Genomic DNA, 23,287 nt, shown 5'->3' on the forward strand with positions numbered 1-23,287 from the left:
GAGCCCTGCCATGCGTGCGTACATCGGCGGTCATCAGGCCGTCTCCGCGAACGACTTCATCGAGCTTGCCCTTGGCACCCCGGTTGAGCTGTGGCTCGGAGTCGAGGGCGAGAACGAGCAGGAGCGCGCGGCCCGCCTGGACGCGGCCCGTGACATCCTCGCCGACAACCCCGGCCTTGCCGACGACGTCGCCCGGATCGCTGCCGAGGTCATCGACACGCACCCGGAGCTGTTCGACGTCATCCCGCTGCCGCGCCCCGCCCGACACCGTGCGATGCGCAAGGGGATGGCGGCATGACGACGCAGACCATCGAGCGTCCGGCCGTGCCGCCGCTGACCCGCCCGGAAATGGGGCTCGCCGGACTCGGAGCGCTCGCCGCTGCCGGCGTCGGCGCGCTCGGTCTGATCTCCTCCTTCGACGCGGTCTCCGCTGCCGCGGCCCGCTGGGGATTCGGCGAGCCGTGGATGCTGCCGGTCGGGATCGACGTGGCCATCCCCGTGTTCACCGTCGCCAACCTGCTGCTGATCCGCATGGATATGGCGCTCGCGTGGGTGCGGTTCGTGCCCTGGGCGCTCACGCTGATCACGTGCGGGCTGAACATCGCGGCCGGACACTCCCTGTCGGCCAAGGTCGCGCACGGCACCATGCCGCTGCTGTGGGTGGTGTTCTCCGAGATCGGCGCGCACATCTACGCCGTGCGGATCGGCGCCGCCACCGGTCGCCGCATGGAAAAGATCCGGTTCTCCCGCTGGCTGCTCGCCTTCCCCTCCACCTTCGCGCTATGGCGCCGCATGACGCTGTGGGAGGTCACCTCCTACTCCGAGGCGCTAGCGCGGGAGAAGGAGCGGCAATTGGCCCGCGCGGACCTGCGCGAGCGCTACGGCCGCAAGTGGCGCTCGAAGACCCCGCGGCGCGAGCGCGTGATGCTGCGCATGGGCGACCTGGCCCCCGCTGCCGAGCAGGAGACGCCCGCACCGCCCCCGGTGGAGAATCCGCCGGCACCCATGGCTGAGCCCAAGCAGCGCCCGCGCCGTCGGCCCTCTGCCAAGGGCAAGGCCAAGACGCAGCGAACCTTCGAAGAGCTGCTGACTGAGGCGCGCTCGGCCACCGCGGAGTGGACCGAGGCGGAGCTGACCGCGGACCGCATCCGCACCGCCGTGCACGTCTCGCAGGCCAACGCCCGCAAGCTGCGCGAGCAGTTGAAGGCAGAGCGCGCCGACAGCCGTCCACTGCACTCCGTGGACGACTCGCAGGGCGACGGCACGACGGCTGAGGCTGCCTGATGTTCGCCAAGTGCTTCGACCCGACCGGCGCGAGGCACGGACTGCCCACCTACCCGTGGCGCTACGCCCCCGACGGACTCGCCACCAAACGGCAGTTACGGGCCCGCGGCTTACGGCCCGGTGGGCAGCCCATCGCGGCTCAGGTGCTGCGCCCGCGCTACCGGCGCGGCCCGCTGGTCGCCTACCTCTACCGCGTCGACCGAGCCAAGCCCGTCCGGCCGATGACACCGGGCAAGTGGGCCGCGCTCGCCAAGGCGAACCGCGCCCGCCGTGTCTGTCCGGCCTGCCGACAGGACGCCGGATACGTCATCCCTACCTCGCTCGGCATGTGCGTGCCGTGCGCCTACCCCGAGGAACAGCGCGCCGCCTGAACACACCGCACAACGATCCGGCGGGGCCCGTCCGCTCACCTCCTACAGCGACGGACCGGCCCCGCCTTCCTCCCATTGGAAGGGACCTTCAGTGAAGCACCCCGACGACGACAACGAACTGTTCGACCGACTCGAAGCGGAGATGAGCGCCGACTCCGGGGGCGAGGTAGTCGACCTCGACAAGGCGCGGTCGGCCCGTACTGAGTCGGCCGACCCGACTACCCGACCCGACTCCGACCCGTCGGCCGACTCCGACACCGCGCGGTCGGGCGCCGAGTCGGCCGACCCGACCGCACCCGTGATGGTCGACCAACCGACACCGACCGCGACCGGTCCGGGCTACCTCGGTCGGCTGCGCGGCGCACAGCGCCGTGCGGTCGTTCCCGTGTGGCTGCGGTCGGTCGCGGAGCTGCGGACCGCCACGGCGTGGGTGGCCCGCCACTACGCGCACGCTGCCGGTTATCACGCGCTGCGTGCCCCGGTCTACGCCGCCCGGCTCGCCCTGCAAGCCCCGACCGGTGCCGCCCGGTTCGTGGGCGGCACGATGCGGTGGGTGGCCGACCGCGAGGGCGAGCCGGTCCGACTCGCCGCGGTCCGCCGTGAGGACGCCGCGGAGTACCTGAAGCTGTCGCGGCAGCGCGACGGACGCGTCCGACTGCGCACCCTCGTGACGGTGCTCGCGATGTTCGTTGGGCTCGGGGCCGCGCTCGCCATGTACGTGCTCGCCCCCGGCTGGCTTCAGGCCGTATCGGTAAGCGCGATCGTGATGGCGCTCGGCTACGCCGGCCAGCAGGCGGACGCACCGGTCATCCACAGGGCTGTGGAACTGCCCAAGGCGGTCAAGCTCACCAGTGACATCGTGCTGCGTGCGCTCGGGGCGCTCGGCATCCCCGCCATCAACCAGGCGCAGGCCAAAGGACGGGACGGGTTCGAGTTCACCGCCCCGATCACCCGAGACGGCCCCGGTTGGCGCGCGGAGGGCAACCTCCCGTACGGCGTCACGGTGACCGACGTCATCGAGCGTCGCGACCGGCTCGCCTCCGGCCTACGCCGCCCGCTGGGCTGTGTGTGGCCCGAGGCGGTGCCGGATGAGCACACCGGTCACCTCGTGCTCTGGGTCGGTGACCAGGACATGTCCCGCGCCAAGCAGCCCAAGTGGCCGCTGCTCAAGTCGGGTTCGGTCGACCTGTTCAAGCCGGTCGCCTACGGCACCGACCAGCGCGGACGCTGGGTCGAAGCCACGCTGATGTACATCGCGGGCGTCATCGGCGCCATCCCGCGCATGGGCAAGACCTTCCTGCTCCGCCTGCTGTTGCTCATCGCCGCGCTGGACCCGCGGGCGGAGCTGCACACCTACGACATGAAGGGCACCGGCGACCTCGACCCGGTCGGCGACGCCGTCTCCCACCGCCACGCCGCGGGCGACGACGACGAGTCCATCGAGTACTGCCTGAACGACTTCCGAGCGCTGCGCGAGGAACTGCGGCGCCGCACCAAGGTGATCCGCTCGCTTCCGCGGGACGTCTGCCCGGAGTCGAAGGTGACCAGCGCCCTTGCCGACAAGCGCTCCCTAGGTCTGCACCCGATCGTGATCGGCGTGGATGAGTGCCAGGTGCTCTTCGAGCACCCCGAGCACGCCAAGGAGTTCGAGGAGATCGCAACCGACCTGGTCAAGCGCGGTCCGGCCACCGGCATTGTGCTGCTGCTCGCCACGCAGCGCCCGGACGCCAAGGCACTGCCCACCGGCATCAGCGCGAACGCGTCGGCCCGCTGGTGCCTGAAGGTCATGGGCCAGCTCGAAAACGACATGGTGCTCGGCACGTCCGCGTACAAGCGCGGCGTGCGGGCGACCATGTTCGCCTGGGGTGACAAGGGCATTCACTACTTCGTCGGTGAAGGCTCCGACGCCCGGATCGTGCGCGCCATCTACGTCGACGGCCGCGACGCCGACACCATCGGCGCCCGCGCCCGCCGCCTGCGCGAGGAAGCGGGCACCCTGTCCGGGCACGCGCTCGGCGAGGCACCCGAGCCGGTCACCAGCGCGTATGACCTGCTGCGCGACATCCTCGCCGTAGTGCCGGCCGATGAGCCCAAGGTGTGGTCCGAGACCGTCGTCGCCCGGCTCGCAGAGCTGCGCGAGGAGGTCTACGAAGGCTGGGACCCCGAGGGACTGGCCGCGGCCCTGAAGCCGCACGGCGTGTCCACCATCCAGGTGGGCCGCCGCGTGAAGGGCAAGGTCGTCAACCGGCGCGGCATCGACCGCTCCCACATCGTCGCTGCGATTGCGGAGCGTGACGGAAAGCGGGACGCGGGCTGAGGCTCCGGGGCCGCTAGCGCTAGCGGCACACCCCGCTAACGTTAGCGGCCCCGCTAGCGCCCCAAACCCGCTCTGATCAGGCCGCTAGCGGATAGCGGCCCACCTGCGGAAACCCCTGAAACCCGCCTGGAAGGGCCCGTCATGACCTCTGCCCTGCTCGCTATCACCCTGGTTCTTGGCGTAACGCTGTGTTACGTCGCGGTGTGTGCTGCCTCGCCGTTCGGCAACTGCCGCAAGTGCAACGGCTGGGGCTTCGCCATGAAGACCGACCGCAAGGGCCGCATGAAGCGCGGCAAGGACTGCCGCCGCTGCAAGGCCACCGGCAAGCGCATACGCGTCGGCCGCTGGCTCTACAACCGCTGGGCCCGCATCTACCGCGCCGGTACCGACACCCCCTGACCGGAAGGCTCCCAATGATCCTCAACATCTCCGCCGTGCTGCTGTTCGGCGCCGCCTCCGCCCTCGCCGTCAAGACCAAGTCCGCCGGAGGAGGCGCGGCACTCGTCCTGTTCCTCTTCGGCTTCTTCGCCGCCGGGACCGGTGCGTACGAGCCCATCCACAACCTCGTGCAGGCGTGCGCCGACACCCTCAACGACCTCGGCTGACAGGAGACCTCAACCATGAACGAGCCCGTCAAGCCCCTCGTGACCGGCCGTCGTGAGGCGACCGTGGAAGTCCACCGGCCTACTCCGCTCGCCCCGCTGCCGCCGACGCCGGTCGTGCCGGTGCAGCCGGGCACGATCCCGGCGGTGACGAGCATCGTCCTGCCGGACGGCCGCGTCGTCACCGGCTACGCTCTCGAACCCGCCAAGCCCGAGCCGGTCGCGGCTAAGCCGCCCGTCTCCCGCGCGGCAGTGAACATCGCTCTCGGGGGCATCGGCTTCGGCGCCGTCTGTGGCGGACTGTTCCTGCTGACCGCGTTCATCACCGCGCTGACCGCGCTCATCACTCAGCTCATCACCCTCGCCGCCGTCATCTTCGGCGGCTGGGTCGCCGTGCAGGTGTTCAGCGCGAGCAGCCACCGCAGCGGGACCACGGTCAACCTCCGCAAGGCCGTCTTCAAGCGCAACCACTTCCACAGCTAGCTACGCCCGAGGCGGGCGCCGTCTCTCCAAAGCCTGCGCCCGCCCCGGTTCTCCAGTCCCTCCAAGAGAGCAGGAGACATCCAGCATGACCCAACGAGCGTCATTCGGCGAGGGCCGTCCGGCCCATGCCACTACAATGAGGCGCGGTCGGCTCCGGCCGCACCTGCTCGATCTGTTCTCGTGCGCCGGCGGCGCCGCCGTGGGCTACGCCCGCGCCGGATTCGTTGTGGACGGTGTCGACATCGCCGACCGGCCGAACTACCCCTTCCCGTGCTACCGGGGTGACGCGCTCGAACGGCTCGCCGCGCTGATCCTGTCCGGTGACATCGAGCGGTACGCGTTCGTGCACGCGTCCCCGCCCTGTCAGCACGGATGTGCCCTCACCGTGGGAACCAACGCCTCCCAAGGATGGGGCGGCGCTCACGAAGACCTCGTGGCGCCCACCCGCGACCTGCTCGACAAGACCGGTCTGCCGTACGTCATCGAGCAGCCCAACGGCCGTGCCGAGATCCGGAAAGACCTGACCCTGTGCGGCGAGATGTTCGGGCTCGGGGTCATCCGTCACCGCAACTTCGAGTTGGGCGGCTGGACCATCGAGCAGCCGGCGCACGTCCCGCACCGTGGGCGGGTGCGCGGCTACCGGCACGGCCGGTTCTACGACGGCCCGTACGTCGCCGCTTACGGCAACGGCGGGGGCAAGCCGTCCATCCCGGAGCTTCAGGCCGCGATGGGCATCACATGGACCGACGTGCGCGAGGAACTGACCGAGGCCATCCCGCCCGCCTACACGGAGTGGATCGGCCGTGCCTTCCTCACCTCCAACGCGCTGGGGGTGGCGGCATGAACCGTCACCTCCTGTTCGCTGCCCTGGACGCCGCGGAGCGGGGATGGGCCGTCCTTCCGCTCCGTCCCGGCGACAAGCGTCCGGCCCTGCACGGTGAAGACGTCTGCCCCGGCATCGGGGACTGCGCCGGCGGTCACCGCAAGTGGGAAGAGCGCGCCACCATCGACCCCGACCGCATCCGCCGCGCGTGGGGCGACCTGCCGTTCAACGTCGGCATCGCGACTGGCCCGTCCGGGCTGGTCGTCGTCGACCTCGACATGCCCAAGCGCAAGAGCAGTACGGACACGCCTAACGGCGTGACGACCTTCACGGCGCTCTGCGAGCGCGCCGGGCACGCCGTCCCCACCACCCGCACGGTGCGGACCGCGAGCGGCGGGGTCCACCTGTACTTCACCACCCCGCCCGGCGTCCGGCTCGGCAACACGGCCGGACGACTCGGCAAGCGCATCGACACCCGCGCGTGGGGCGGCTACGTCGTCGCCCCCGGCAGCCTCACCCCCACGGGTGCCTACGCGGTCATCAACGACGTGCCGCCCGCACCTCTGCCGGAATGGCTCAGCGCTCGTCTGGCGACTCGTCAGAACCCGCGGGCACTAACGGCTGCACCGTCGGCCGTTCGAGCCTCCAGCTACGCCGCAGCGGGCTTGAACGCGGAAACCGCGTCCGTGCGGCAGGCTCCGGAGGGCGAGCGCAACGCCACCTTGCTCCGTGCGGCGCGAGCCCTGGGACGGTTCATCGCGTGGGGCGACCTCCCCAGGGAGCAGGTTGAGGAGGCTCTTCAGTGGGCGGGGGAGCAGGCCGGTCTGTCGCCGCGGTCCTGCGAGGCGACCATTCGCAGCGGTCTGAACTGGTCGATTGCCCGCAACAGTCAGCGGAGGGCGGCATGAGCACCCCTTCCCGCCCCCCACTGAAGAGCCTTCCCGCCACCCCGACCGGCCCGCACGCCGCCGCACAAGCTGCGCTCGTTCCGGCCGTGGGCGAGCCGAAAGGCGCCGCCCGCAAGGGCGTCCCTTCTGCTCTTCGTCCTGACCCGCACTCGGGCGACGGACGGTTCCCGGTCGCGTGGCTGTGCATCTGCGCACCGCGCGGCGCCGTGCCTACCGCCACCTCGAAGTGCCTCTGCGGCAGGGACCGCAGCGCCGTCGGTCACACGAAGGTGCTCGCCCTGATCGACGACCACACCGCCCACCGCAACGTATGCCCGCTCCGCACCAACCAGGAAGGGAGGCAGGCGGCATGAGCGCCAATCCGCTGGCACCCGCCATGGACGGCTCCGCACTGCTCGATGAGGTCGAAGCCTTCCACCGCCGCTTCAACATCTTCCCCCTCGAAGCCGCGTACGTCGCCGTGACACTGTGGGACGCGCACGCGCACCTGCTCGACTGCTTCGACTCCACACCGCGGCTCGCGTTCCTGTCGCCGGAGCCGGGTTCGGGTAAGTCGCGCGCGCTGGAGATCGTGGAAACCCTCGTGCCGCAACCGATGGTCGCGGTCAACGCCTCCGCCTCCGCACTCTTCCGCGCGGTCTCGGGGATGGAGGGACGGCCCACGATCCTGTTCGACGAGATCGACACCGTCTTCGGGCCCAAGGCCGGAGAGAACGAGCAGCTCCGCGGGTTCCTGAACGCCGGTCACCGGCGCTCCGGCGTCATGTGGCGCTGCGTGGGGGACGGCTCCAACCAGCAGGTACAGGAGTTCCCGTCGTTCTGCGGGGTCGCGGTCGCTGGTCTCGGCTCGCTGCCGGACACGATCCTCACGCGCTCGGTCATCGTCCGCATGCGCCGCCGCGCCCCGAACGAGCAGGTAGAGCCGTTCCGTCAGCGCATCCACGAGAAGGAAGGCCACGCGCTGCGCGACCGGCTCGCCACCTGGGCACAGTCCGTGCGCCACCTGGTCGACGGGGTGTTCCCGGAGCTTCCGGAGGGCATCAGCGACCGACCGGCGGACGTCTGGGAACCCCTGCTCGCCGTGGCCGACGCCGCGGGCGGTGCGTGGCCGGAGCGGGCCCGCGGCGCTTGTATCGAGCTGGTCAACGCGGCCAAGACCAGCGATAAGGGCAGCATCGGCATCCGCCTGCTCACGGACCTGCGCGACTACGTGTTCAACGGCATCGACCGCCTGCCCACCGTCGCCATCCTCGACAGGCTGCACAGCCTCGAAGAGGCACCATGGGCGGACATGAGCGGCAAGCCGCTCGATGCCCGCGGGCTGTCGCGGATGCTGCGGGAGTACATGACCGCGGACAACACCCCCATCGCGGCCCGCAACATCAAGGCAGGCGGCAGCGTCATGAAGGGCTACTACGCGAGCGACCTGCACGACGCATGGCAGCGGTACTGCCCACCCCCCGCGGAAAGTGCGCTACTTCCGCTACCTCCGCTACCGGGCAGCTCAGAGGCGGTTTCCGGGTAGCGGCAAGCCGCTCCGCATCCGCTACCGCAACGCCCCATCCGCTACCCGCCCCGTGGTCACAAACCTGGGGCCGGTAGCGGCTCCATCCGCTACCCGCATGCCTATCCGCTACCTCGATCATGCCCCTGACCAGGGAGGTAGCGGAGGTAGCGGAAGTAGCGGACCTGACAGGAAGGGGGCCACCGTCCCCGGAACCCTGCCGAGGAGGCACCGCCGCATGGCCACCGTCGCTGAACCCGCCGAACAGCTCCTCTACCGGCCGGAAGAGGCCGCCAAGGCTCTCAGGATCGGACGCTCGATGGTCTACGAGGAGATACGCCTCGGACGACTTCAGACCGTCCGCATCGGCCGTCGCCGTCTCGTGCCGCCGGAGTACATCGAGCGGTACGTCGAACTTCTCAAGCGCGAGGCAGAAGCCACCGCCTGAACTACCCACCACCCCAGTTCTACAGGGCCGCGTCCGTCAGGGCGCGGCCCTGTCCCATGGAGGCACAACAGAACATGACCGAGACTCAGAAGCGCGCCCAAAGGGCTGGCCACGGTGCTGACACGATCTACTGGGACCCCGTCAAGAAGAGCTATGTCGGGGCCGTTTCCCTGGGGTACGCCCCGAACGGCAAGCGCCGTCGCCCCAAGGTCTACGGCAAGACGAAGACTGAAGTCCGCAACAAGATCCGCGACTTGAAAAAGGAGATGCAGACAGGCGTCAAGGCGCCGGCCAACTACACCGTGGCCGACGCGGTGAACGACTGGTTGGAGCGCGGGCTGAAGGGGCGCGACGAGAAGGGCACCATCGGCAAGAACCGCTCGATAGCGAACAAGCACCTGATCCCGTTCATCGGCAAGGCCAAGCTGAAGGAACTCAGCGCGGACGATGTCGACGACTGGTTGGACGGCAGGGCCGAATTCCTCGCGACGCGGAGCCTGCGTGACCTGCTCGCCATCCTGCGCCGCTCCATCGCGCACGCTCAGCGCCGGGACAAGGCCGCGCGGAACGTCGCCCTACTTGTCACCGCACCGGAGGGGCGCCCCGGCCGTCCGAGCAAGGCACTCAACTTGGAGCAGGCGAAAGCCGTGCTCGCAGCCGCGCGCCCGTCACGGCTGTACGCCTACCTCGTGCTCTCACTCCTCAGCGGTGTCCGCACGGAGGAGGCGCGACCCCTCACCTGGGATCACGTCTTCCTGGAGACGAAGGACGGCATCCCGCCCCACGTCGCCGTGTGGCGTTCGGTGCGCAAGCACGGCGAGACCAAGACCAGGAAGAGCCGGCGGACCATCGCTCTGCCGAAACAGGTGGTCGAAGTCCTCGAAGAGCACATGCGATGGCAGAAGCAGGAGCGGGCATCGAGAGGGATGGAGTGGAGCCCAACGGGCCGAGTCTTCACCACGCGGAGCGGTGAACCGTTGGATGCGGCCAACGTCCGGCGCGACTTCCGCGCCATCCTCGCGAGGGCCGCGAAGGTGCCCGGCGTCGACCTGAAGCCGCACGAGTGGACCCCGCGAGAGCTTCGGCACAGCTTCGTGTCTCTGCTCTCCGATCACGGCATCCCGCTGGAGACCATCGCCCTGTTGGTCGGGCACAGCAGTCAGGCAACCACTGAGGCGGTCTACCGGAAGCAGCTCAGGCCCGTGATCACGAAGGGCGCCGAAGCGATGGACGACATCTTTGCCGAAGATCAGGAAGGGCAGGACGCGGAGGGCGAGGAAGAGGGCGACGCGGTGGCCTGATCAAATTCGTTTGGCCCCCTGTTTGGCCCCCCGGGCATGAAAGAGGGCCAATCGCGATCATGCGATTGGCCCTCTGACCTGCGTCGGGGTGGCGGGATTTGAACCCACGACCTCTTCGTCCCGAACGAAGCGCGCTGCCAAGCTGCGCTACACCCCGATGTCGCTGCTGTCGCGGCGACGACGTTTACTTTAGCCCACCGGTGGCTAGAGACGAAATCCGGTTTTCCAGCGGCGGCGGACGGGGTTCGGGCGGGCGTGGTCCAGCGCCACGAGGAGGACTGCCAAGGCGTAGAAGGCCAGGCCCAGGAGGAGGGCGTTGCCGAGGACCTTCCGGTAGCCGTGCTGGTCGACGTCCAGGAAGGGGTAGAGGTAGCGGTCGGGGGTGCCCGGGGGGAGGATTTCGCCTCGGAGGAGGGAGATGGCCAGGTAGGCCAGGGGGTAGAGGAGCCAGCTGCTGGCCTGGCGCAGGCGGAGCCGGCCCGGGGGCGTGAGCAGGAGCCAGTCCAGTACGGCCGCGATCGGCGTCGCCGTGTGGAGGGTGTGGTGGGCCACGGCCGGCCAGCCCGTCGGGGTCGCGGCCGCGCCGGTGAGAGTGAAGGGGCTCCCCGGATTCGCCAGGAGCAGGTGGTGCACGAGGGTCGCGATGACGACGTAGAGGAGGGTCGCGCCCAGTAGGGAGCCCGGCAGGGGGCGGCCGGCTGTCCAGGCGCGGTGGGCCGAGACGAGCATGACCAGCGCGAGGAGGATGTTGGTCTGGATCGCGAAGTGGCCCAGTGCTCGGGACCAGTCGCTCAGGAGCAGCTCGAGTGTCACGCCCAGTGCCGCCGTCAGGGCGATCAGCAGGCGGAAGGCCGCGGTCGCGGGCCGGCGGAACGGGGGGACGACGGCCGTGGCGGGGACGGGGGAGGGCTTCAGTCTGGGCGTGCCCGGAATCGCGGGGAGGTCCGGTATGTCTCTGGGTATCGGGGCGGTCATGCCACCCAAGCTGACAGAAGCGGACATAGCGGGCGATGTGGGTGGGGCTGTGTGGGTTACCCCGACCGCCCCGTAGCTCCGCGGCCACTGCCCCGTCGCCCCGTCGAACAGCCCCCCGTCGTCAGGTCGACCAGCCGTCCCGTCGCCCCGTCGACCCGCGGCCCGTCGACCCGGCCGTCCCGACTACTCCCGGCCCACCAACGTCAGCAACGTCGCCTCCGGCGGACACGCGAACCGTACCGGTGTGTAGCGGTTCGTCCCGCAGCCCGCCGACACGTGCAGGTACGACGTACGGCCCTCCGCCGTGTGCGTCGACAGGCCCTTCACCCGGTCCGTGTCCAGGTCGCAGTTGGTGACCAGGGCGCCGTAGAAGGGGATGCACAACTGGCCGCCGTGGGTGTGACCGGCCAGGATGAGGGGGTACGCGTCGGCCGTGAAGGCGTCCAGGGTGCGCAGGTACGGGGCGTGGACGACGCCCATCGAGAAGTCCGCCGCGTCCGACGGGCCGCCGGCCACCTGGTCGTAGCGATCCCGCTTGATGTGCGGGTCGTCCAGGCCGGTCAGCTCCACCGAGACGCCCTCGATCTTGAGCGTGCCGCGCGTGTTGGTCAGGTTGAGCCAGCCCCCCGCGTCGAAGGAGTCCCGGATGTCCTCCCACGGGTTGTGCACCGCGCCGACGGCCGGCGGGTTGCCGTTCAGGCCGTGGCGGCCCTGGACCTTCTCGAGCAGGTAGCGGGCCGGGTTGCGCAGCTTCGGGCCGTAGTAGTCGTTGGAGCCGAAGACGTAGGCACCGGGAAACTCCATCAGCGGGCCGAGCGCGTCCAGGACCTCCGGGACGCCCTCCGGGTCGGAGAGGTTGTCACCCGTGTTGATCACGAAGTCGGGGCGCAGGCCCGCCAGGGACCGCAGCCAGCGCTGCTTCTTGCGCTGGCCGCTGACCATGTGGATGTCCGAGACCTGGAGCACGCGCAGGGGACGCATCCCTGACGGCAGGACCGGGACGGTCACCCGGCGGAGGCGGAACGAGCGGGCCTCGAAGCCCGCCGCGTACAACAGACCGGCGGCGCCGGCCGCCGTGAACCCCAGGGGAACTCCGTATCGTGCGCGCATACGTCCATCGTGTCAGACCCGGGCCGTTGCCCGTGCCGGGGCGGTGCCCGAAACCCCCTGCCCGCACCGGTGCTTCGACCACCGCGACCACCGCCCCACAAATCAAGGGCGCCTTCCCACCCGCACCTGCGACAATCAATCCCATGACCACGCTCAAGTCGAAGCTGCAGGACGACCTCAACGCCGCGATCAAGGAGCGCGACGAGCTCCGCTCCTCGACGCTCCGGCTGACGCTCGCCGCGATCACCAAGGAGGAGGTCGCGGGCAAGGAGAAGCGCGAGCTCTCCGATGACGAGGTGCAGAAGGTGATCACCCGGGAGGCGAAGAAGCGGCGCGAGGCGGCCGAGGCCTTCGCGCAGGGTGGTCGTGCCGAGCAGGCCGAGCGGGAGAAGGCGGAGGGCGAGGTGCTCGCCGGGTACCTGCCCAAGCAGCTCTCCGACGAGGAGCTCCAGCAGATCGTGGCCCAGGCCGTCGAGGAGGCCAGGGCCGCCGGTGCCGAGGGGCCGCGCGCCATGGGTGCCGTCATGAAGATCGTGAACCCGAAGGTGGCCGGCCAGGCCGAGGGCGGCCGGGTCGCCGCAGTGGTCAAGAAGCTGCTCGCCGGCTGACCCCCTCAGGGGAAAGCAGGGGCGGCCCCCACCTCCCGGCGCGGGAGGTGGGGGCCGCCCTGTTCGGTCACACCGTCGGGCTCAGCCGAAACGTCCGCCGTTCCCGTTGCCGCCCCCGTTGTCCTGCCCCCGGAAGAATCCCTCCGGGATGGAGAACGAGGGCGCCGGGAGGGGCTCGCCGCCCCCGCCGCCGTTGTTGTTGCCGCCGACCAGGCCGCCGATGAAGCCGCCGTTGTCGTTGTCGTCCTCATCGCCGCGGTCGTCGTCGCGGTTCTTGTCGCGGTCCCGGTTGATGCCGTCGGGGATGTGGACGTCGTTGAACTGCTCGACGGGCTTGCCCTCCAGCGCGCCGGACATCATCACGCGCCAGATCGGGCCGGGGACCTCACCACCGAAGACCTTGCCGTACGACTGGCCGCCGATCGTGATGCCGGACATCTTCCGCTTGTGCGCCGGGTCGCCGACCCACACCGCGCCGGCCATGTTCGGCGTGTAGCCCACGAACCAGGCCGCGTAGCGCTCGTCCGTGGTGCCGGTCTTGCCCGCGCTGGGACGGCTGCCGAGGCCCGCCTTCGACCCCGTGCCGTCCTCGACGACGCCCTTCAGCAGCGTGTTGATCGTGTCGGCCGTCTTCTCGGACATGGCGCGCGAGCAGGTCGACTTCGGCACCTCCAGGGACTTCTTCCGGTCGCCGACGCGCTGGCTGACCGATTCGATGGCGACCGGCGTGCAGTACATGCCGCGCGAGGCGAAGGTCGCGTACCCGTTCGCCATCGTCAGCGGGGACACCTCCTGGGTGCCCAGGGCGATGGACGGCACCTGTGGCATCTTGTCGCCGTCGGCCCGCTCGACGCCCATCTTCTTCGCCATCGTCGTCACCGGGCAGATGCCGATGTCGCTGATCATCTGGACGTAGTAGGTGTTGACCGACTTGGCGGTCGCTTCCTTCATGTCGTACGGGCCGACCTCGGAGCTGTTCTCGTTCTCGAGCTTGGCCGGGTTGCCGCTGTCGTTCACCCACCGCTTGCCGTCACAGGCCGAGACCGGGCTCGGGTAGGCCATCTGATAGGGCGAGGAGTAGACCTTGTTGGCCGGCATGCCGTCCTCGAGGGCCGCGGCGGCCACGATCGGCTTGAACGTCGAACCGGGCTGGTAGCCCATGCCGCCGCCCATGTCGTCGTTGACGGACAGGTTGAGCGTCGTCTCGCCGTTCTTGATGTCGACGCCGTACGGACGCGACTGGCCCATGGCGAGGATCTTGCCGGTGCCGGGCTGGACGATGGTCGCGGCGGTCGCCACCTCGTCGCTCTTGTAGACGTGCTCCTTGATGGACCGCTGTGCCGACTTCTGGGCCTGCGGGTCCAGGGTGGTGCGCACGGTGAGGCCGCCCTGGTTCCAGACCTTCGCCCGCTCCTCCTTGGTCTTGCCGAAGACCGGGTCGGTCAGGAAGACCTGGCGCACGTAGTCACAGAAGAAGCCGGCGCCCTTGACCGCCGTGATGCAGCCGTTCTTCGGCTTGCTGACCTTCAGGCCCAGCGGCGCCTTCGTCGCCTCGGCCGCCTGCGCCCGGGAGATGTCTCCGACCTCGGCCATGCGCTGCAGCACGATGTTGCGGCGCTTGGTGGCCTCCGCCTCGTCGTTGACCGGGTCGTACCGGCTGGGCGACTGGACGATACCGGCCAGGAGGGCCGCCTCCTGGACGTTCAGGTCCTTGGCGGACTTGGAGAAGTAGCGCTGGGCCGCGGCCTCGACGCCGTAGGCCTGCTGACCGAAGAACGTGATGTTCAGGTAGTTCTCGAGGATCTTCTTCTTCCCGAGCTCCTCCTCGACCTGGATCGCGTACTTGAGCTCGCGGATCTTGCGGCCGATGGTCTGCTGGGTGGCCTGCGCGACCTTCGTCGGGTCGTCGCCCGCCTCCTCGACGAAGACGTTCTTCACGTACTGCTGCGTCAGGGTCGAGGCGCCCTGGGCGACCTCACCGCTGCGTGCGTTCTTGTTGAGGGCGCGCAGGACGCCCTTCAGGTCGACGGCGCCGTGCTGGTAGAAGCGCGAGTCCTCGATCGCGACGATCGCCTTCTGCATGTACGGCGAGACGTCCTTGAGGGGGACCACCGTGCGGTCGCGCGAGTAGACCGTGGCGATCTTGCCGCCGTCGGCGTCGAGGATGGTGGTGCGCTGGCTCAGCGGCGGGGTCTTCATGTTGGCCGGGAGCTCGTCGAAGCTCTCGACGGATCCCTTCGCCGCCAGTCCCAGCGCGCCCACCGCGGGCAGCGCGATGCCGGCCAGCACGGCTCCCGCCAGAACACTGACACCGAGGAACTTGGCGGCCTGCTGCGTGGGTGACAGGCCACCGCCCGAGCGCTTCTTTGGCATGAGGGCAGCCTACGTTCTCATTCGCCGGACACGCGTATAGGCGTTGGCCTAAGCTGCTCTCAACTGTCACAGCAGTGAGGCCACGTATCAATACGTCCGGCGACCCCGAATCGTTCTGGGTGTTCCCCAACTTTTTTGTTGGGGTCGTGTCCGAATCCGCCTTGTGTGTCATACGGCGTCCGTTGTGACGTGGCTGAACTGTCCCGGTTTGCCGGGAAGGTTACGTATGCCGTCAGCTCACTCCCCCGGGTGATCTGCCGCTTACCCATAGTCCGTTCGGGCCATTCAAGATTGGGCCCGCTGGGGGTGTTGCGCTGTGCCCACCTTCCGTAACGTCCTCAACTGGCAGCGGTGAATATGCCGCTGCCGCCGTGGGGGAGCCTCGATTCGGGAGAGGACGGCGCCGGTATGGGCTGGGTAACCGACTGGAGTGCGCAGGCGGCCTGCCGCACTACCGATCCGGATGAACTGTTCGTTCAAGGAGCAGCGCAGAACAGGGCCAAGGCGGTGTGCACCGGATGCCCGGTGCGGACCGAGTGCCTGGCCGACGCGCTGGACAACCGCGTCGAGTTCGGCGTGTGGGGAGGCATGACGGAGCGGGAGCGCCGCGCATTGCTGCGCAGGCGACCCACGGTGACCTCCTGGCGCCGGCTGCTGGAGACCGCGCGCTCGGAGTACGAGCGCGGCACGGGAGTCCTGCCCCTCGACGACGACGCGGTCTACGAGAACTACGCGGCCGTGAGCTGAGGGGTTCCCTCCCGGAGCCGCTCCGCGGTCTGAGGGCCCTTGGTGGGCCCTTCACCATCGCCGGGCTGCCCTCAGGCACTCGCCTCGGGCAGGCCGGGGTCTTCGGCGGGGCCGGGAAGCTCGCGCTCGTTGGCCGCGAGCCGGTCGCCGATGTCGCGTAGTCCCGTGAGGTCGTGCACGTCGCCGGGCAGTGCGGCCACTTCCGTCACGGCCACCTCGGGGTGGAGTGCGGTGAAGCGGTCACGCGTGCGCTGCTCACGGGAGAGCAACTGCATACGTTCGGCGTGCAGCCTCAACAGGCCTGCGGTGAGCTGGTCGACGGACCGCTCGGTGTCCGCGGTGGCCGCGGTGTCTGCGGTGCCCTCGACGGGGTCGGCGTCCTCGGCGGGGGAGCCGTCCTCGGAAGCCGGGGCAGAGGCACGATCTGGAGTCTTGGACGTGGGAGAGTCTGAACCGCCGTATGTGTCGGGGGAGTTACGAAGTCCTTCTTTCCCGCCCTCCTGATCCACAATGCCGGGCTCTTCAAGATTTTCCGCGGCGGCGAGCGCCCGCTCGGCCGACAGGCCTTCGGCGCCGCTGCCATGGACCCGGTTGAGCACCAGCCCGGCGAGCGGCATGTCCTCCGCGGCCAGGCGCTCCACGAAGTAGGCGGCCTCACGCAGCGCGTCCCGCTCCGGGGCCGCGACCACGAGGAACGCCGTGCCGGGCGCCTGGAGCAGCTTGTACGTCGCGTCCGCCCGCGTGCGGAAACCGCCGAAGGTGGTGTCCATCGCGGACACGAACGTCTGGACGTCCTTGAGGAGCTGACCGCCGAGCAGCTTGCCGAGGGTGCCGGTCATCATCGACATCCCGACGTTCAGGAACTTCATCCCGGCCCGGCCGCCCAGCTTCGCCGGTGCGGTCAGCAGGCGGATCAGCCGGCCGTCCAGGAACGACCCGAGCCGCTTGGGCGCGTCCAGGAAGTCCAGCGCGGAACGGGACGGAGGGGTGTCGACGACGATCAGGTCCCACTCGTCCCTGGCCCGCAACTGCCCGAGCTTCTCCATCGCCATGTACTCCTGCGTGCCCGCGAAGCCCGCCGAGAGCGACTGGTAGAAGGGGTTGCCCAGAATGGCGGCCGCCCGCTCGCCGTCCGCGTGCGCCTCGACGATCTCGTCGAAGGTGCGCTTCATGTCGAGCATCATCGCGTGCAGCTCGCCGCCCGCCGAGTCGTCGATTCCCTTCACCCGGCGCGGGGTGTTGTCGAGGGAGTCGATGCCCATGGACTGGGCGAGCCGGCGGGCCGGGTCGATGGTGAGGACCACGACCTTGCGGCCCCGCTCGGCCGCGCGCAGGCCCAGAGCCGCCGCCGTCGTGGTCTTGCCGACGCCGCCCGAGCCGCAGCAGACCACGATCCTGGTCCGTGGGTCCGCCAGCAGCGGATCGACGTCGAGCAGACGCGATGGGGCCAGATGGCGGGCCGGGTCGTGGGTGTGGGCCGGGTCCGGACGACTCATGACATCCCCTGCTTCCGACTCATGACGGGCCTTGTCTGCGTGCGGTGCCGTGGCCCACGGCGTGCCCGGCTCACGACACGCCCTGCTCGCGCAGCTCACGGGCCAGTTCGTACAGCCCCGCCAGGTCCATGCCCTCGGCGAACAGCGGCAGTTCGTGCAGCGGCAGGCCCAGCTCGGTGAGGACCGCGCGCTGCTCGTGCTCCAGCATGTACCGCTCGGCGTACTCCTCGGCCTGGGTGAGCAGCGGGTCCACCAGCCGCTCGGCGTGCCCGCCGCGCCGTGCCCCGCCGAGCCCGGCGGACGACAGCGACTTCGCAACCGTGGAACGCGGGACCGTCCGTACGAGTTCCAGGTCGGCCGCGTCCAACACCTCCGGCCGCACCATGTTCACGATGATCCGCCCCACCGGCAGCCGGGCCGAGCGCAGCTCGGCGATGCCGTCCACGGTCTCCTGGACGGGCATCTCCTCCAGCAGCGTCACCAGGTGCACGGCCGTCTCCGGCGACTTGAGCACCCGCATCACGGCCTGGGCCTGATTGTGTATCGGGCCGATCTTGGCGAGACCGGCGACCTCGTCGTTGACGTTCAGGAAGCGTGTGATGCGCCCGGTGGGCGGGGCGTCCATGACGACGTAGTCGTACGTGAACCGCCCGCTGCGCTCCTTGCGCCGCACCGCCTCGCACGCCTTGCCGGTGAGGAGCACGTCCCTCAGGCCGGGCGCGATGGTGGTGGCGAAGTCGATCGCGCCGAGTTTCTTCAGGGCCCGTCCGGCGCTCCCCAGCTTGTAGAACATCTGGAGATAGTCCAGAAGGGCCAGTTCGGGATCGATGGCGAGGGCGTACACCTCCCCGCCCCCAGGAGCGACGGCGATCTTCCGCTCCTCATAAGGCAGCGCTTCCGTTTCGAAGAGCTGCGCGATGCCCTGGCGGCCCTCGACCTCGACGAGAAGCGTCCGCTTCCCCTCCGTGGCGAGGGCCAGCGCTAGGGCGGCGGCCACCGTGGTCTTACCGGTACCGCCCTTGCCGCTGACGACCTGGAGCCTGCTCACGTATTCGAGCCTAACCAGTTCGCGCCCGGGCTACGCGGGAGGCTGTGGACAACCGGGGCCGCGGCCGTCCCGCGGCCGGGCCGTGGTCGGCCGTGAGGCCCCCTGCGGCAGGGGCTAGAGTCGGCCACATGACCAAGTGGGAATACGCAACCGTGCCGCTGCTCGTCCACGCCACGAAGCAGATTCTGGACACCTGGGGCGAGGACGGCTGGGAGCTCGTCCAGGTCGTGCCCGGGCCGAACAACCCCGAGCAGCTCGTGGCCTACCTGAAGCGGGAGAAGCAGTAATGGGCGCCGTCGAGGCGAAGCTGGCCGAGCTCGGCCTGGCCCTGCCCGACGTGGTTCCGCCGCTCGCGGCGTACCAGCCGGCCGTGCAGTCCGGCCCGTACGTGTACACCGCCGGCCAGCTCCCGATGGTGGAGGGCAAGCTTCCGGTCACCGGCAAGGTCGGTGCGGAGGTCACCCCGGAGGAGGCCAAGGAGCTGGCGCGTACCTGCGCGCTGAACGCCCTGGCCGCCGTCAAGTCCGTCGCCGGTGACCTGGACCGCGTCGCGCGCGTGGTGAAGGTCGTCGGCTTCGTGGCGTCGGCCTCCGACTTCACGGGCCAGGCCGCGGTGCTGAACGGCGCGAGCGAGCTGCTCGGCGAGGTCCTCGGCGACAAGGGCGTGCACGCGCGCAGCGCGGTGGGCGTGGCGGTGCTTCCGCTGGACGCGCCGGTGGAGGTCGAGATCCAGGTGGAGCTCGCGTAGCACCCTCCCGGCGGCCCGAACTGCGGGATCCGTCCCGGGGGCCACTCGAACATCCGCCCGGCACCAGATAGCCTCGCGCCCATGGCGAACGGTCAGTGGTACCCCCCGGAGTGGCCGGACCGCATCCGCGCACTCGCGGCCGGGACGCTCACCCCGGTCACCCCGAAGCGCGCGGCCACCGTCATGCTCCTGAAGGACACCGGCAGCGGCCCCGCCGTCCACATGCTGCGCAGACGCGCCTCCATGGCCTTCGCCGGAGGCGCGTACGCCTATCCGGGCGGCGGCGTCGACCCCCGGGACGACGACCACCACGTCCGCTGGGCGGGTCCCACGCGCGTGTGGTGGGCGGACCGGCTCGGCGTGGACCAGACGGCCGCCCAGGCGATCGTCTGCGCGGCCGTACGGGAGACGTACGAGGAGGCGGGCGTACTGCTCGCCGGCGAGACACCCGACTCGGTCGTCGGCGACACCACCGGCGCGGACTGGGAGGCCGACCGTGCCGCCCTGGTCGCCCGGGACCTGTCCTTCGCCGAGTTCCTGGACCGCCGCGGCCTGGTCCTGCGCTCCGACCTGCTCGGCGCCTGGACCCGCTGGATCACCCCGGAGTTCGAGGCCCGCCGCTACGACACCTGGTTCTTCGTGGCCGCGCTCCCCGAGGGGCAGCGCACCCGCAACGCCTCCACGGAGGCGGACCGCACGGTGTGGACCGCCCCGGGCGAGGCCGCGGCCGGGTACGACAAGGGCGAGCTGCTGATGATGCCGCCGACCATCGCGACCCTGCGCCAGCTGACCGCGTACGGCAGCGCCGCCCAGGCGCTCGCGGACGCCCCGGGGCGTGACCTCACGCCCGTGCTGGCCACCGCCCGCCTGGTGGACGGCGACATCGTGCTCTCCTGGCCGGGCCACGACGAGTTCACCAAGCACATCCCGACCGCCCCGACCGGTGGAGCCCCCGCATGACGGACGCAAGCGCCCTTCCCGGCCAGCCCCGTGGCGAGGTCCTCTCGGGTCCCGCCACCGAGCGGGCCGTCAACGTCCTTGCGCCCAACCCGTCGGCGATGACCCTGGACGGCACCAACACCTGGATCCTGGCCGAGCCGGACTCGGACCTGGCCGTCGTGGTCGACCCGGGCCCGCTGGACGACGGGCACCTGCGCCGTGTCGTCGCCACGGCCGAGCAGGCCGGCAGGCGGGTCGCCCTGACCCTGCTGACCCACGGCCACCCCGACCACGCGGCGGGGGCCGCCCGCTTCGCCGAACTGACCGGCACACGCGTGCGTGCCCTCGACCCGGCACTGCGGCTGGGCGACGAGGGCCTGGCCGCCGGGGACGTCATCACCACCGGGGGCTTGGAGCTGAGGGTCGTACCGACACCCGGCCACACATCCGACTCCCTCTCCTTCCACCTCCCGGCGGACCGGGCGGTCCTGACCGGCGACACGATCCTCGGCCGCGGCACGACGGTCGTGGCCCACCCCGACGGCCGTCTCGGCGACTACCTGGACACGCTGCGGCGCCTGCGCTCCCTCACGGTCGACGACGGCGTCCACACGGTGCTCCCGGGCCATGGCCCGGTCCTGGAGGACGCCCAGGGCGCCGTCGAGTACTACCTCGCCCACCGCGCCCACCGCCTGGCCCAGGTGGAGACGGCCGTCGAGGACGGCTACCGCACGCCCGCCGCCGTCGTGTCCCACGTCTACGCCGACGTGGACCGCTCCCTGTGGCCGGCGGCGGAGCTGTCGGTCCGGGCGCAGCTGGACTATCTGGAGGAGCACGGGCTCATCTGACCGTGTCCGGGTACGACGTCGGGCCCCGTCTCGTGAGGAGACGGGGCCCGATGACGTGCGGCGGGGTGTGCGCGCCTCAGCGGGAGCGCTTGGCGAGGCGTTCGACGTCCAGGAGGATCACCGCGCGGGCCTCCAGGCGCAGCCAGCCGCGCTGGGCGAAGTCCGCCAGGGCCTTGTTGACCGTCTCACGAGACGCGCCGACCAGCTGGGCCAGCTCCTCCTGCGTGAGGTCGTGGACGACGTGGATGCCCTCCTCGGACTGCACGCCGAAGCGGCGGGAGAGGTCCAGCAGAGCGCGGGCGACGCGGCCCGGGACGTCCGAGAAGACGAGGTCGGACATCGCGTCGTTGGTCTTGCGCAGGCGGCGCGCGACGGCACGCAGGAGCGCCGTGGCCACCTCGGGACGGGCGCTCAGCCAGGGCTGGAGGTCGCCGTGGCCGAGGCCGAGCAGCTTGACCTCGGTCAGTGCGGTGGCGGTCGCGGTGCGCGGGCCCGGGTCGAACAGCGACAGCTCGCCGATGAGCTCGCTGGGGCCGACCACGGCCAGCATGTTCTCGCGGCCGTCGGGGGACGTGCGGTGGAGCTTGACCTTGCCCTCGGTGACCACGTACAGGCGGTCGCCGGGGTCGCCCTCATGGAACAGTGAGTCGCCGCGGGCCAGGGTCACCTCACTCATGGAGGCGCGGAGCTCCGCGGCCTGCTCGTCGTCGAGCGCCGCGAAGAGCGGATTGCGCCGCAGAACGTCGTCCACGAGTTTTCTCCTTGTCGACCTGCTCAGGGGAGCTTGCTCCCCCGCGTACCAAGGCACCGTGGTGCCCATTTTGCCGGACGGTCCAAACAGTGTGATCTGTCACAAGGATGCCGCACACATGTCCCGGGGTACGCGGCAGGGGTCCAATTGGGCGCCGATCTTCAGGGGCCGGGGCGGATGTCGGAGCCTGGGCTTAGGCTGGCCGGGTGTCCAAATCGCCGGTGAGAGCACAGGCCGAGGGGGCTGCCCGGGTGGTTGTACGTCGAGATTCCGCTGTGGGCGAACAGGATCCCGATGGCGGCAGGAAAACGGCGAAAGCGACAGAGGAGGCGGTGCCCGCGAGGGAGCGGGCCGCCGGGAAGTCGGCCGCCGGGAAGTCGGCCGCGGGGAAGTCGGCCGCGGGGAAGTCGGCCGCGGGGGGATCGGCCGCCGGGAGGAAGGCGGCTTCGGTGAAGAAGGGCGCGTCCGCCACCAAGAAGGCGCCCGGCAAGAAGGCGGCGTCTTCGAAGCGGGCGGGGTCCGCTGCGAAGCAGGCGGCGTCTGCCAAGAAGGCGGCGTCCTCGAAGCGAGTGGCGTCCGCTGCCAGGGAGGCGTCGGCGCCTGTCAGGAAGGCCGCTGCCGCCAAGAAGGTCACCGTCGCGCCCAAGAAGGCCACGGCTCGGGTCAAGGGCACCGCGCCGGCCAGGACCGTCGTCCATCCGCCGGGCGACGAGTCGCGCACCGCCCTGGTCCGCCGCGCCCGCCGTATCAACCGCGAGCTCGCCGGGGTCTACCCGTACGCCCACCCCGAGCTGGACTTCGCCAACCCCTTCCAGTTGATCGTCGCCACGGTCCTGTCCGCGCAGACCACCGACCTGCGCGTCAACCAGACGACACCCACCCTCTTCGCCAGGTACCCGGCCCCCGAGGACCTCGCCGCCGCCAACCCGGAGGAGGTGGAGGAGATCCTCCGCCCGTGCGGCTTCTTCCGGGCCAAGACCAAGTCGGTCATAGGGCTGTCCAAGGCCCTGGTGGAGGACTTCGGCGGTGAGGTTCCCGGCCGGCTGGAGGACCTGGTCAAGCTGCCCGGCGTCGGCCGCAAGACCGCCTTCGTCGTGCTCGGCAACGCCTTCGGCCGCCCCGGCATCACCGTGGACACGCACTTCCAGCGCCTGGTGCGCCGCTGGCGGTGGACCGGTGAGACCGACCCCGACAAGATCGAGGCGGCCATCGGCGCGCTCTTCCCGAAGAGCGACTGGACGGACCTCTCGCACCACGTGATCTGGCACGGCCGCCGCATCTGCCATGCCCGCAAGCCCGCGTGCGGCGCCTGCCCCATCGCCCCGCTCTGCCCGGCGTACGGCGAGGGCGAGACCGACCCGGAGAAGGCGAAGAAGCTCCTCAAGTACGAGAAGGGCGGCTTCCCCGGCCAGCGCCTCAACCCCCCGCAGGCGTACCTGGACGCGGGCGGCAGGCCGGCACCTCCGCTGGGGGCCGGATGACCCACGTCGACGGCCGGGCCACTCACGGGGAGAGCCGGCTCGACCGCGCGGACGACGGGACCAGCCGCCAGGACGGCCGGCCCGGCCGCGCCGTCGGTCCGGTGACCCGCCGAGAGAGCCCG

At 70.4% G+C, this 23,287-nt stretch carries 26 protein-coding genes and 1 tRNA gene; 20 read left to right on the forward strand and 7 right to left on the reverse strand.

Annotation, left to right across the window (positions count from 1 at the left end; genetic code table 11):
- Nucleotides 1–10 precede the first annotated feature (10 nt).
- The 13 genes from IE97_RS0110900 to IE97_RS0110955 all read left to right on the forward strand — a co-directional run bounded on the left by IE97_RS0110900 (nt 11) and on the right by IE97_RS0110955 (nt 10,041).
- Nucleotides 11–298 (forward strand): hypothetical protein, encoded by a 288-nt coding sequence (locus IE97_RS0110900; protein ID WP_030235684.1) that lies wholly within the window; start codon nt 11–13, stop codon nt 296–298.
- Nucleotides 295–1,284, forward strand: coding sequence for a DUF2637 domain-containing protein (locus IE97_RS0110905; protein ID WP_030235688.1), 990 nt, complete (start codon nt 295–297; stop codon nt 1,282–1,284). The genes IE97_RS0110900 and IE97_RS0110905 overlap by 4 nt, the downstream gene beginning before the upstream one ends.
- The gene (locus IE97_RS0110910; RefSeq protein ID WP_030235691.1) at nt 1,284–1,655 is read left to right on the forward strand and encodes an RRQRL motif-containing zinc-binding protein; all 372 of its coding nucleotides are present in this window, start codon (nt 1,284–1,286) and stop codon (nt 1,653–1,655) included. Before IE97_RS0110905 ends, IE97_RS0110910 begins: the two co-directional genes overlap by 1 nt.
- A gap of 91 nt (nt 1,656–1,746) precedes the next feature.
- Nucleotides 1,747–3,972, forward strand: a complete 2,226-nt coding sequence (locus IE97_RS0110915) for a cell division protein FtsK (RefSeq protein ID WP_030235695.1) — start codon at nt 1,747–1,749, stop codon at nt 3,970–3,972.
- 141 nt (nt 3,973–4,113) lie between these two features.
- The gene (locus IE97_RS0110920) at nt 4,114–4,371 is read left to right on the forward strand and encodes a hypothetical protein (RefSeq protein ID WP_030235701.1); all 258 of its coding nucleotides are present in this window, start codon (nt 4,114–4,116) and stop codon (nt 4,369–4,371) included.
- 14 nt (nt 4,372–4,385) lie between these two features.
- Nucleotides 4,386–4,577, forward strand: coding sequence for a hypothetical protein (locus tag IE97_RS0110925; RefSeq protein WP_030235704.1), 192 nt, complete (start codon nt 4,386–4,388; stop codon nt 4,575–4,577).
- Nucleotides 4,578–4,592: 15 nt separating this feature from the next.
- Complete coding sequence (locus IE97_RS0110930) at nt 4,593–5,057, forward strand: hypothetical protein (protein ID WP_030235707.1); 465 nt, start codon at nt 4,593–4,595, stop codon at nt 5,055–5,057.
- A 136-nt stretch (nt 5,058–5,193) separates the two neighbouring features.
- Nucleotides 5,194–5,901, forward strand: a complete 708-nt coding sequence (locus IE97_RS0110935; protein WP_030235710.1) for a DNA cytosine methyltransferase — start codon at nt 5,194–5,196, stop codon at nt 5,899–5,901.
- Complete coding sequence (locus IE97_RS0110940; RefSeq protein ID WP_030235717.1) at nt 5,898–6,788, forward strand: bifunctional DNA primase/polymerase; 891 nt, start codon at nt 5,898–5,900, stop codon at nt 6,786–6,788. The genes IE97_RS0110935 and IE97_RS0110940 overlap by 4 nt, the downstream gene beginning before the upstream one ends.
- The gene (locus IE97_RS40085) at nt 6,785–7,141 is read left to right on the forward strand and encodes a hypothetical protein (protein ID WP_078603168.1); all 357 of its coding nucleotides are present in this window, start codon (nt 6,785–6,787) and stop codon (nt 7,139–7,141) included. The genes IE97_RS0110940 and IE97_RS40085 overlap by 4 nt, the downstream gene beginning before the upstream one ends.
- A complete protein-coding gene (locus IE97_RS0110945; protein ID WP_030235721.1) occupies nt 7,138–8,313 on the forward strand; it encodes a DUF3631 domain-containing protein in 1,176 nt (391 codons plus the stop codon). The genes IE97_RS40085 and IE97_RS0110945 overlap by 4 nt, the downstream gene beginning before the upstream one ends.
- A gap of 217 nt (nt 8,314–8,530) precedes the next feature.
- Nucleotides 8,531–8,740, forward strand: a complete 210-nt coding sequence (locus IE97_RS0110950) for a helix-turn-helix domain-containing protein (protein ID WP_030235725.1) — start codon at nt 8,531–8,533, stop codon at nt 8,738–8,740.
- Nucleotides 8,741–8,814: 74 nt separating this feature from the next.
- The gene (locus IE97_RS0110955) at nt 8,815–10,041 is read left to right on the forward strand and encodes a site-specific integrase (RefSeq protein WP_030235727.1); all 1,227 of its coding nucleotides are present in this window, start codon (nt 8,815–8,817) and stop codon (nt 10,039–10,041) included.
- 83 nt (nt 10,042–10,124) lie between these two features.
- Here IE97_RS0110955 and IE97_RS0110960 read toward each other — a convergent pair.
- From IE97_RS0110960 to IE97_RS0110970, 3 genes are all read right to left on the reverse strand, one after another.
- A tRNA-Pro gene (locus IE97_RS0110960) sits at nt 10,125–10,198 on the reverse strand.
- Nucleotides 10,199–10,245: 47 nt separating this feature from the next.
- The gene (locus IE97_RS0110965; RefSeq protein WP_030235731.1) at nt 10,246–11,016 is read right to left on the reverse strand and encodes a Pr6Pr family membrane protein; all 771 of its coding nucleotides are present in this window, start codon (nt 11,014–11,016) and stop codon (nt 10,246–10,248) included.
- A 183-nt stretch (nt 11,017–11,199) separates the two neighbouring features.
- Nucleotides 11,200–12,126: a metallophosphoesterase gene (locus tag IE97_RS0110970; RefSeq protein WP_030235734.1), complete on the reverse strand. Its 927-nt coding sequence runs from the start codon at nt 12,124–12,126 to the stop codon at nt 11,200–11,202.
- A gap of 143 nt (nt 12,127–12,269) precedes the next feature.
- Here IE97_RS0110970 and IE97_RS0110975 point away from each other — a divergent pair, with 143 nt between their 5' ends.
- Entirely contained in the window at nt 12,270–12,734 is a 465-nt protein-coding gene (locus IE97_RS0110975; RefSeq protein WP_030235742.1) for a GatB/YqeY domain-containing protein, read from the forward strand.
- A gap of 81 nt (nt 12,735–12,815) precedes the next feature.
- Here the strand turns inward: IE97_RS0110975 and IE97_RS0110980 are convergent, their stop codons facing one another.
- Entirely contained in the window at nt 12,816–15,107 is a 2,292-nt protein-coding gene (locus IE97_RS0110980; RefSeq protein WP_030235744.1) for a transglycosylase domain-containing protein, read from the reverse strand.
- Between the two features lie 408 nt (nt 15,108–15,515).
- On the opposite strand from IE97_RS0110980, the gene wblA reads away from it, so the two are divergent.
- Nucleotides 15,516–15,854, forward strand: coding sequence for a transcriptional regulator WblA (gene wblA, locus IE97_RS0110985; RefSeq protein WP_030235748.1), 339 nt, complete (start codon nt 15,516–15,518; stop codon nt 15,852–15,854).
- Nucleotides 15,855–15,925: 71 nt separating this feature from the next.
- On the opposite strand, the gene IE97_RS0110990 is transcribed toward wblA, so the two are convergent.
- The gene (locus tag IE97_RS0110990; protein WP_030235752.1) at nt 15,926–17,350 is read right to left on the reverse strand and encodes an ArsA family ATPase; all 1,425 of its coding nucleotides are present in this window, start codon (nt 17,348–17,350) and stop codon (nt 15,926–15,928) included.
- A gap of 70 nt (nt 17,351–17,420) precedes the next feature.
- On the reverse strand, nt 17,421–18,398 hold the full coding sequence (locus tag IE97_RS0110995) for an ArsA family ATPase (RefSeq protein ID WP_030235756.1): 978 nt from the start codon (nt 18,396–18,398) through the stop codon (nt 17,421–17,423).
- A 128-nt stretch (nt 18,399–18,526) separates the two neighbouring features.
- Between IE97_RS0110995 and IE97_RS41385 the strand changes: the two genes are divergently transcribed.
- From IE97_RS41385 to IE97_RS0111015, 4 genes are all read left to right on the forward strand, one after another.
- A complete protein-coding gene (locus IE97_RS41385; RefSeq protein WP_003991873.1) occupies nt 18,527–18,685 on the forward strand; it encodes a DUF4177 domain-containing protein in 159 nt (52 codons plus the stop codon).
- Nucleotides 18,685–19,146, forward strand: a complete 462-nt coding sequence (locus IE97_RS0111005) for a RidA family protein (RefSeq protein WP_030235760.1) — start codon at nt 18,685–18,687, stop codon at nt 19,144–19,146. Before IE97_RS41385 ends, IE97_RS0111005 begins: the two co-directional genes overlap by 1 nt.
- Before the next feature lie 81 nt (nt 19,147–19,227).
- Nucleotides 19,228–20,106, forward strand: coding sequence for an NUDIX hydrolase (locus IE97_RS0111010; protein ID WP_030235763.1), 879 nt, complete (start codon nt 19,228–19,230; stop codon nt 20,104–20,106).
- Nucleotides 20,103–20,933, forward strand: coding sequence for an MBL fold metallo-hydrolase (locus IE97_RS0111015; protein ID WP_030235766.1), 831 nt, complete (start codon nt 20,103–20,105; stop codon nt 20,931–20,933). Before IE97_RS0111010 ends, IE97_RS0111015 begins: the two co-directional genes overlap by 4 nt.
- Before the next feature lie 76 nt (nt 20,934–21,009).
- Here the strand turns inward: IE97_RS0111015 and IE97_RS0111020 are convergent, their stop codons facing one another.
- Entirely contained in the window at nt 21,010–21,684 is a 675-nt protein-coding gene (locus IE97_RS0111020; protein ID WP_030235771.1) for a Crp/Fnr family transcriptional regulator, read from the reverse strand.
- A 449-nt stretch (nt 21,685–22,133) separates the two neighbouring features.
- Here IE97_RS0111020 and nth point away from each other — a divergent pair, with 449 nt between their 5' ends.
- A complete protein-coding gene (gene nth / locus IE97_RS0111025; protein WP_078603183.1) occupies nt 22,134–23,165 on the forward strand; it encodes an endonuclease III in 1,032 nt (343 codons plus the stop codon).
- Nucleotides 23,166–23,287 lie beyond the last annotated feature (122 nt).

Source organism: Streptomyces sp. NRRL S-455 (assembly GCF_000717875.1).
GTDB lineage: Bacteria > Actinomycetota > Actinomycetes > Streptomycetales > Streptomycetaceae > Streptomyces.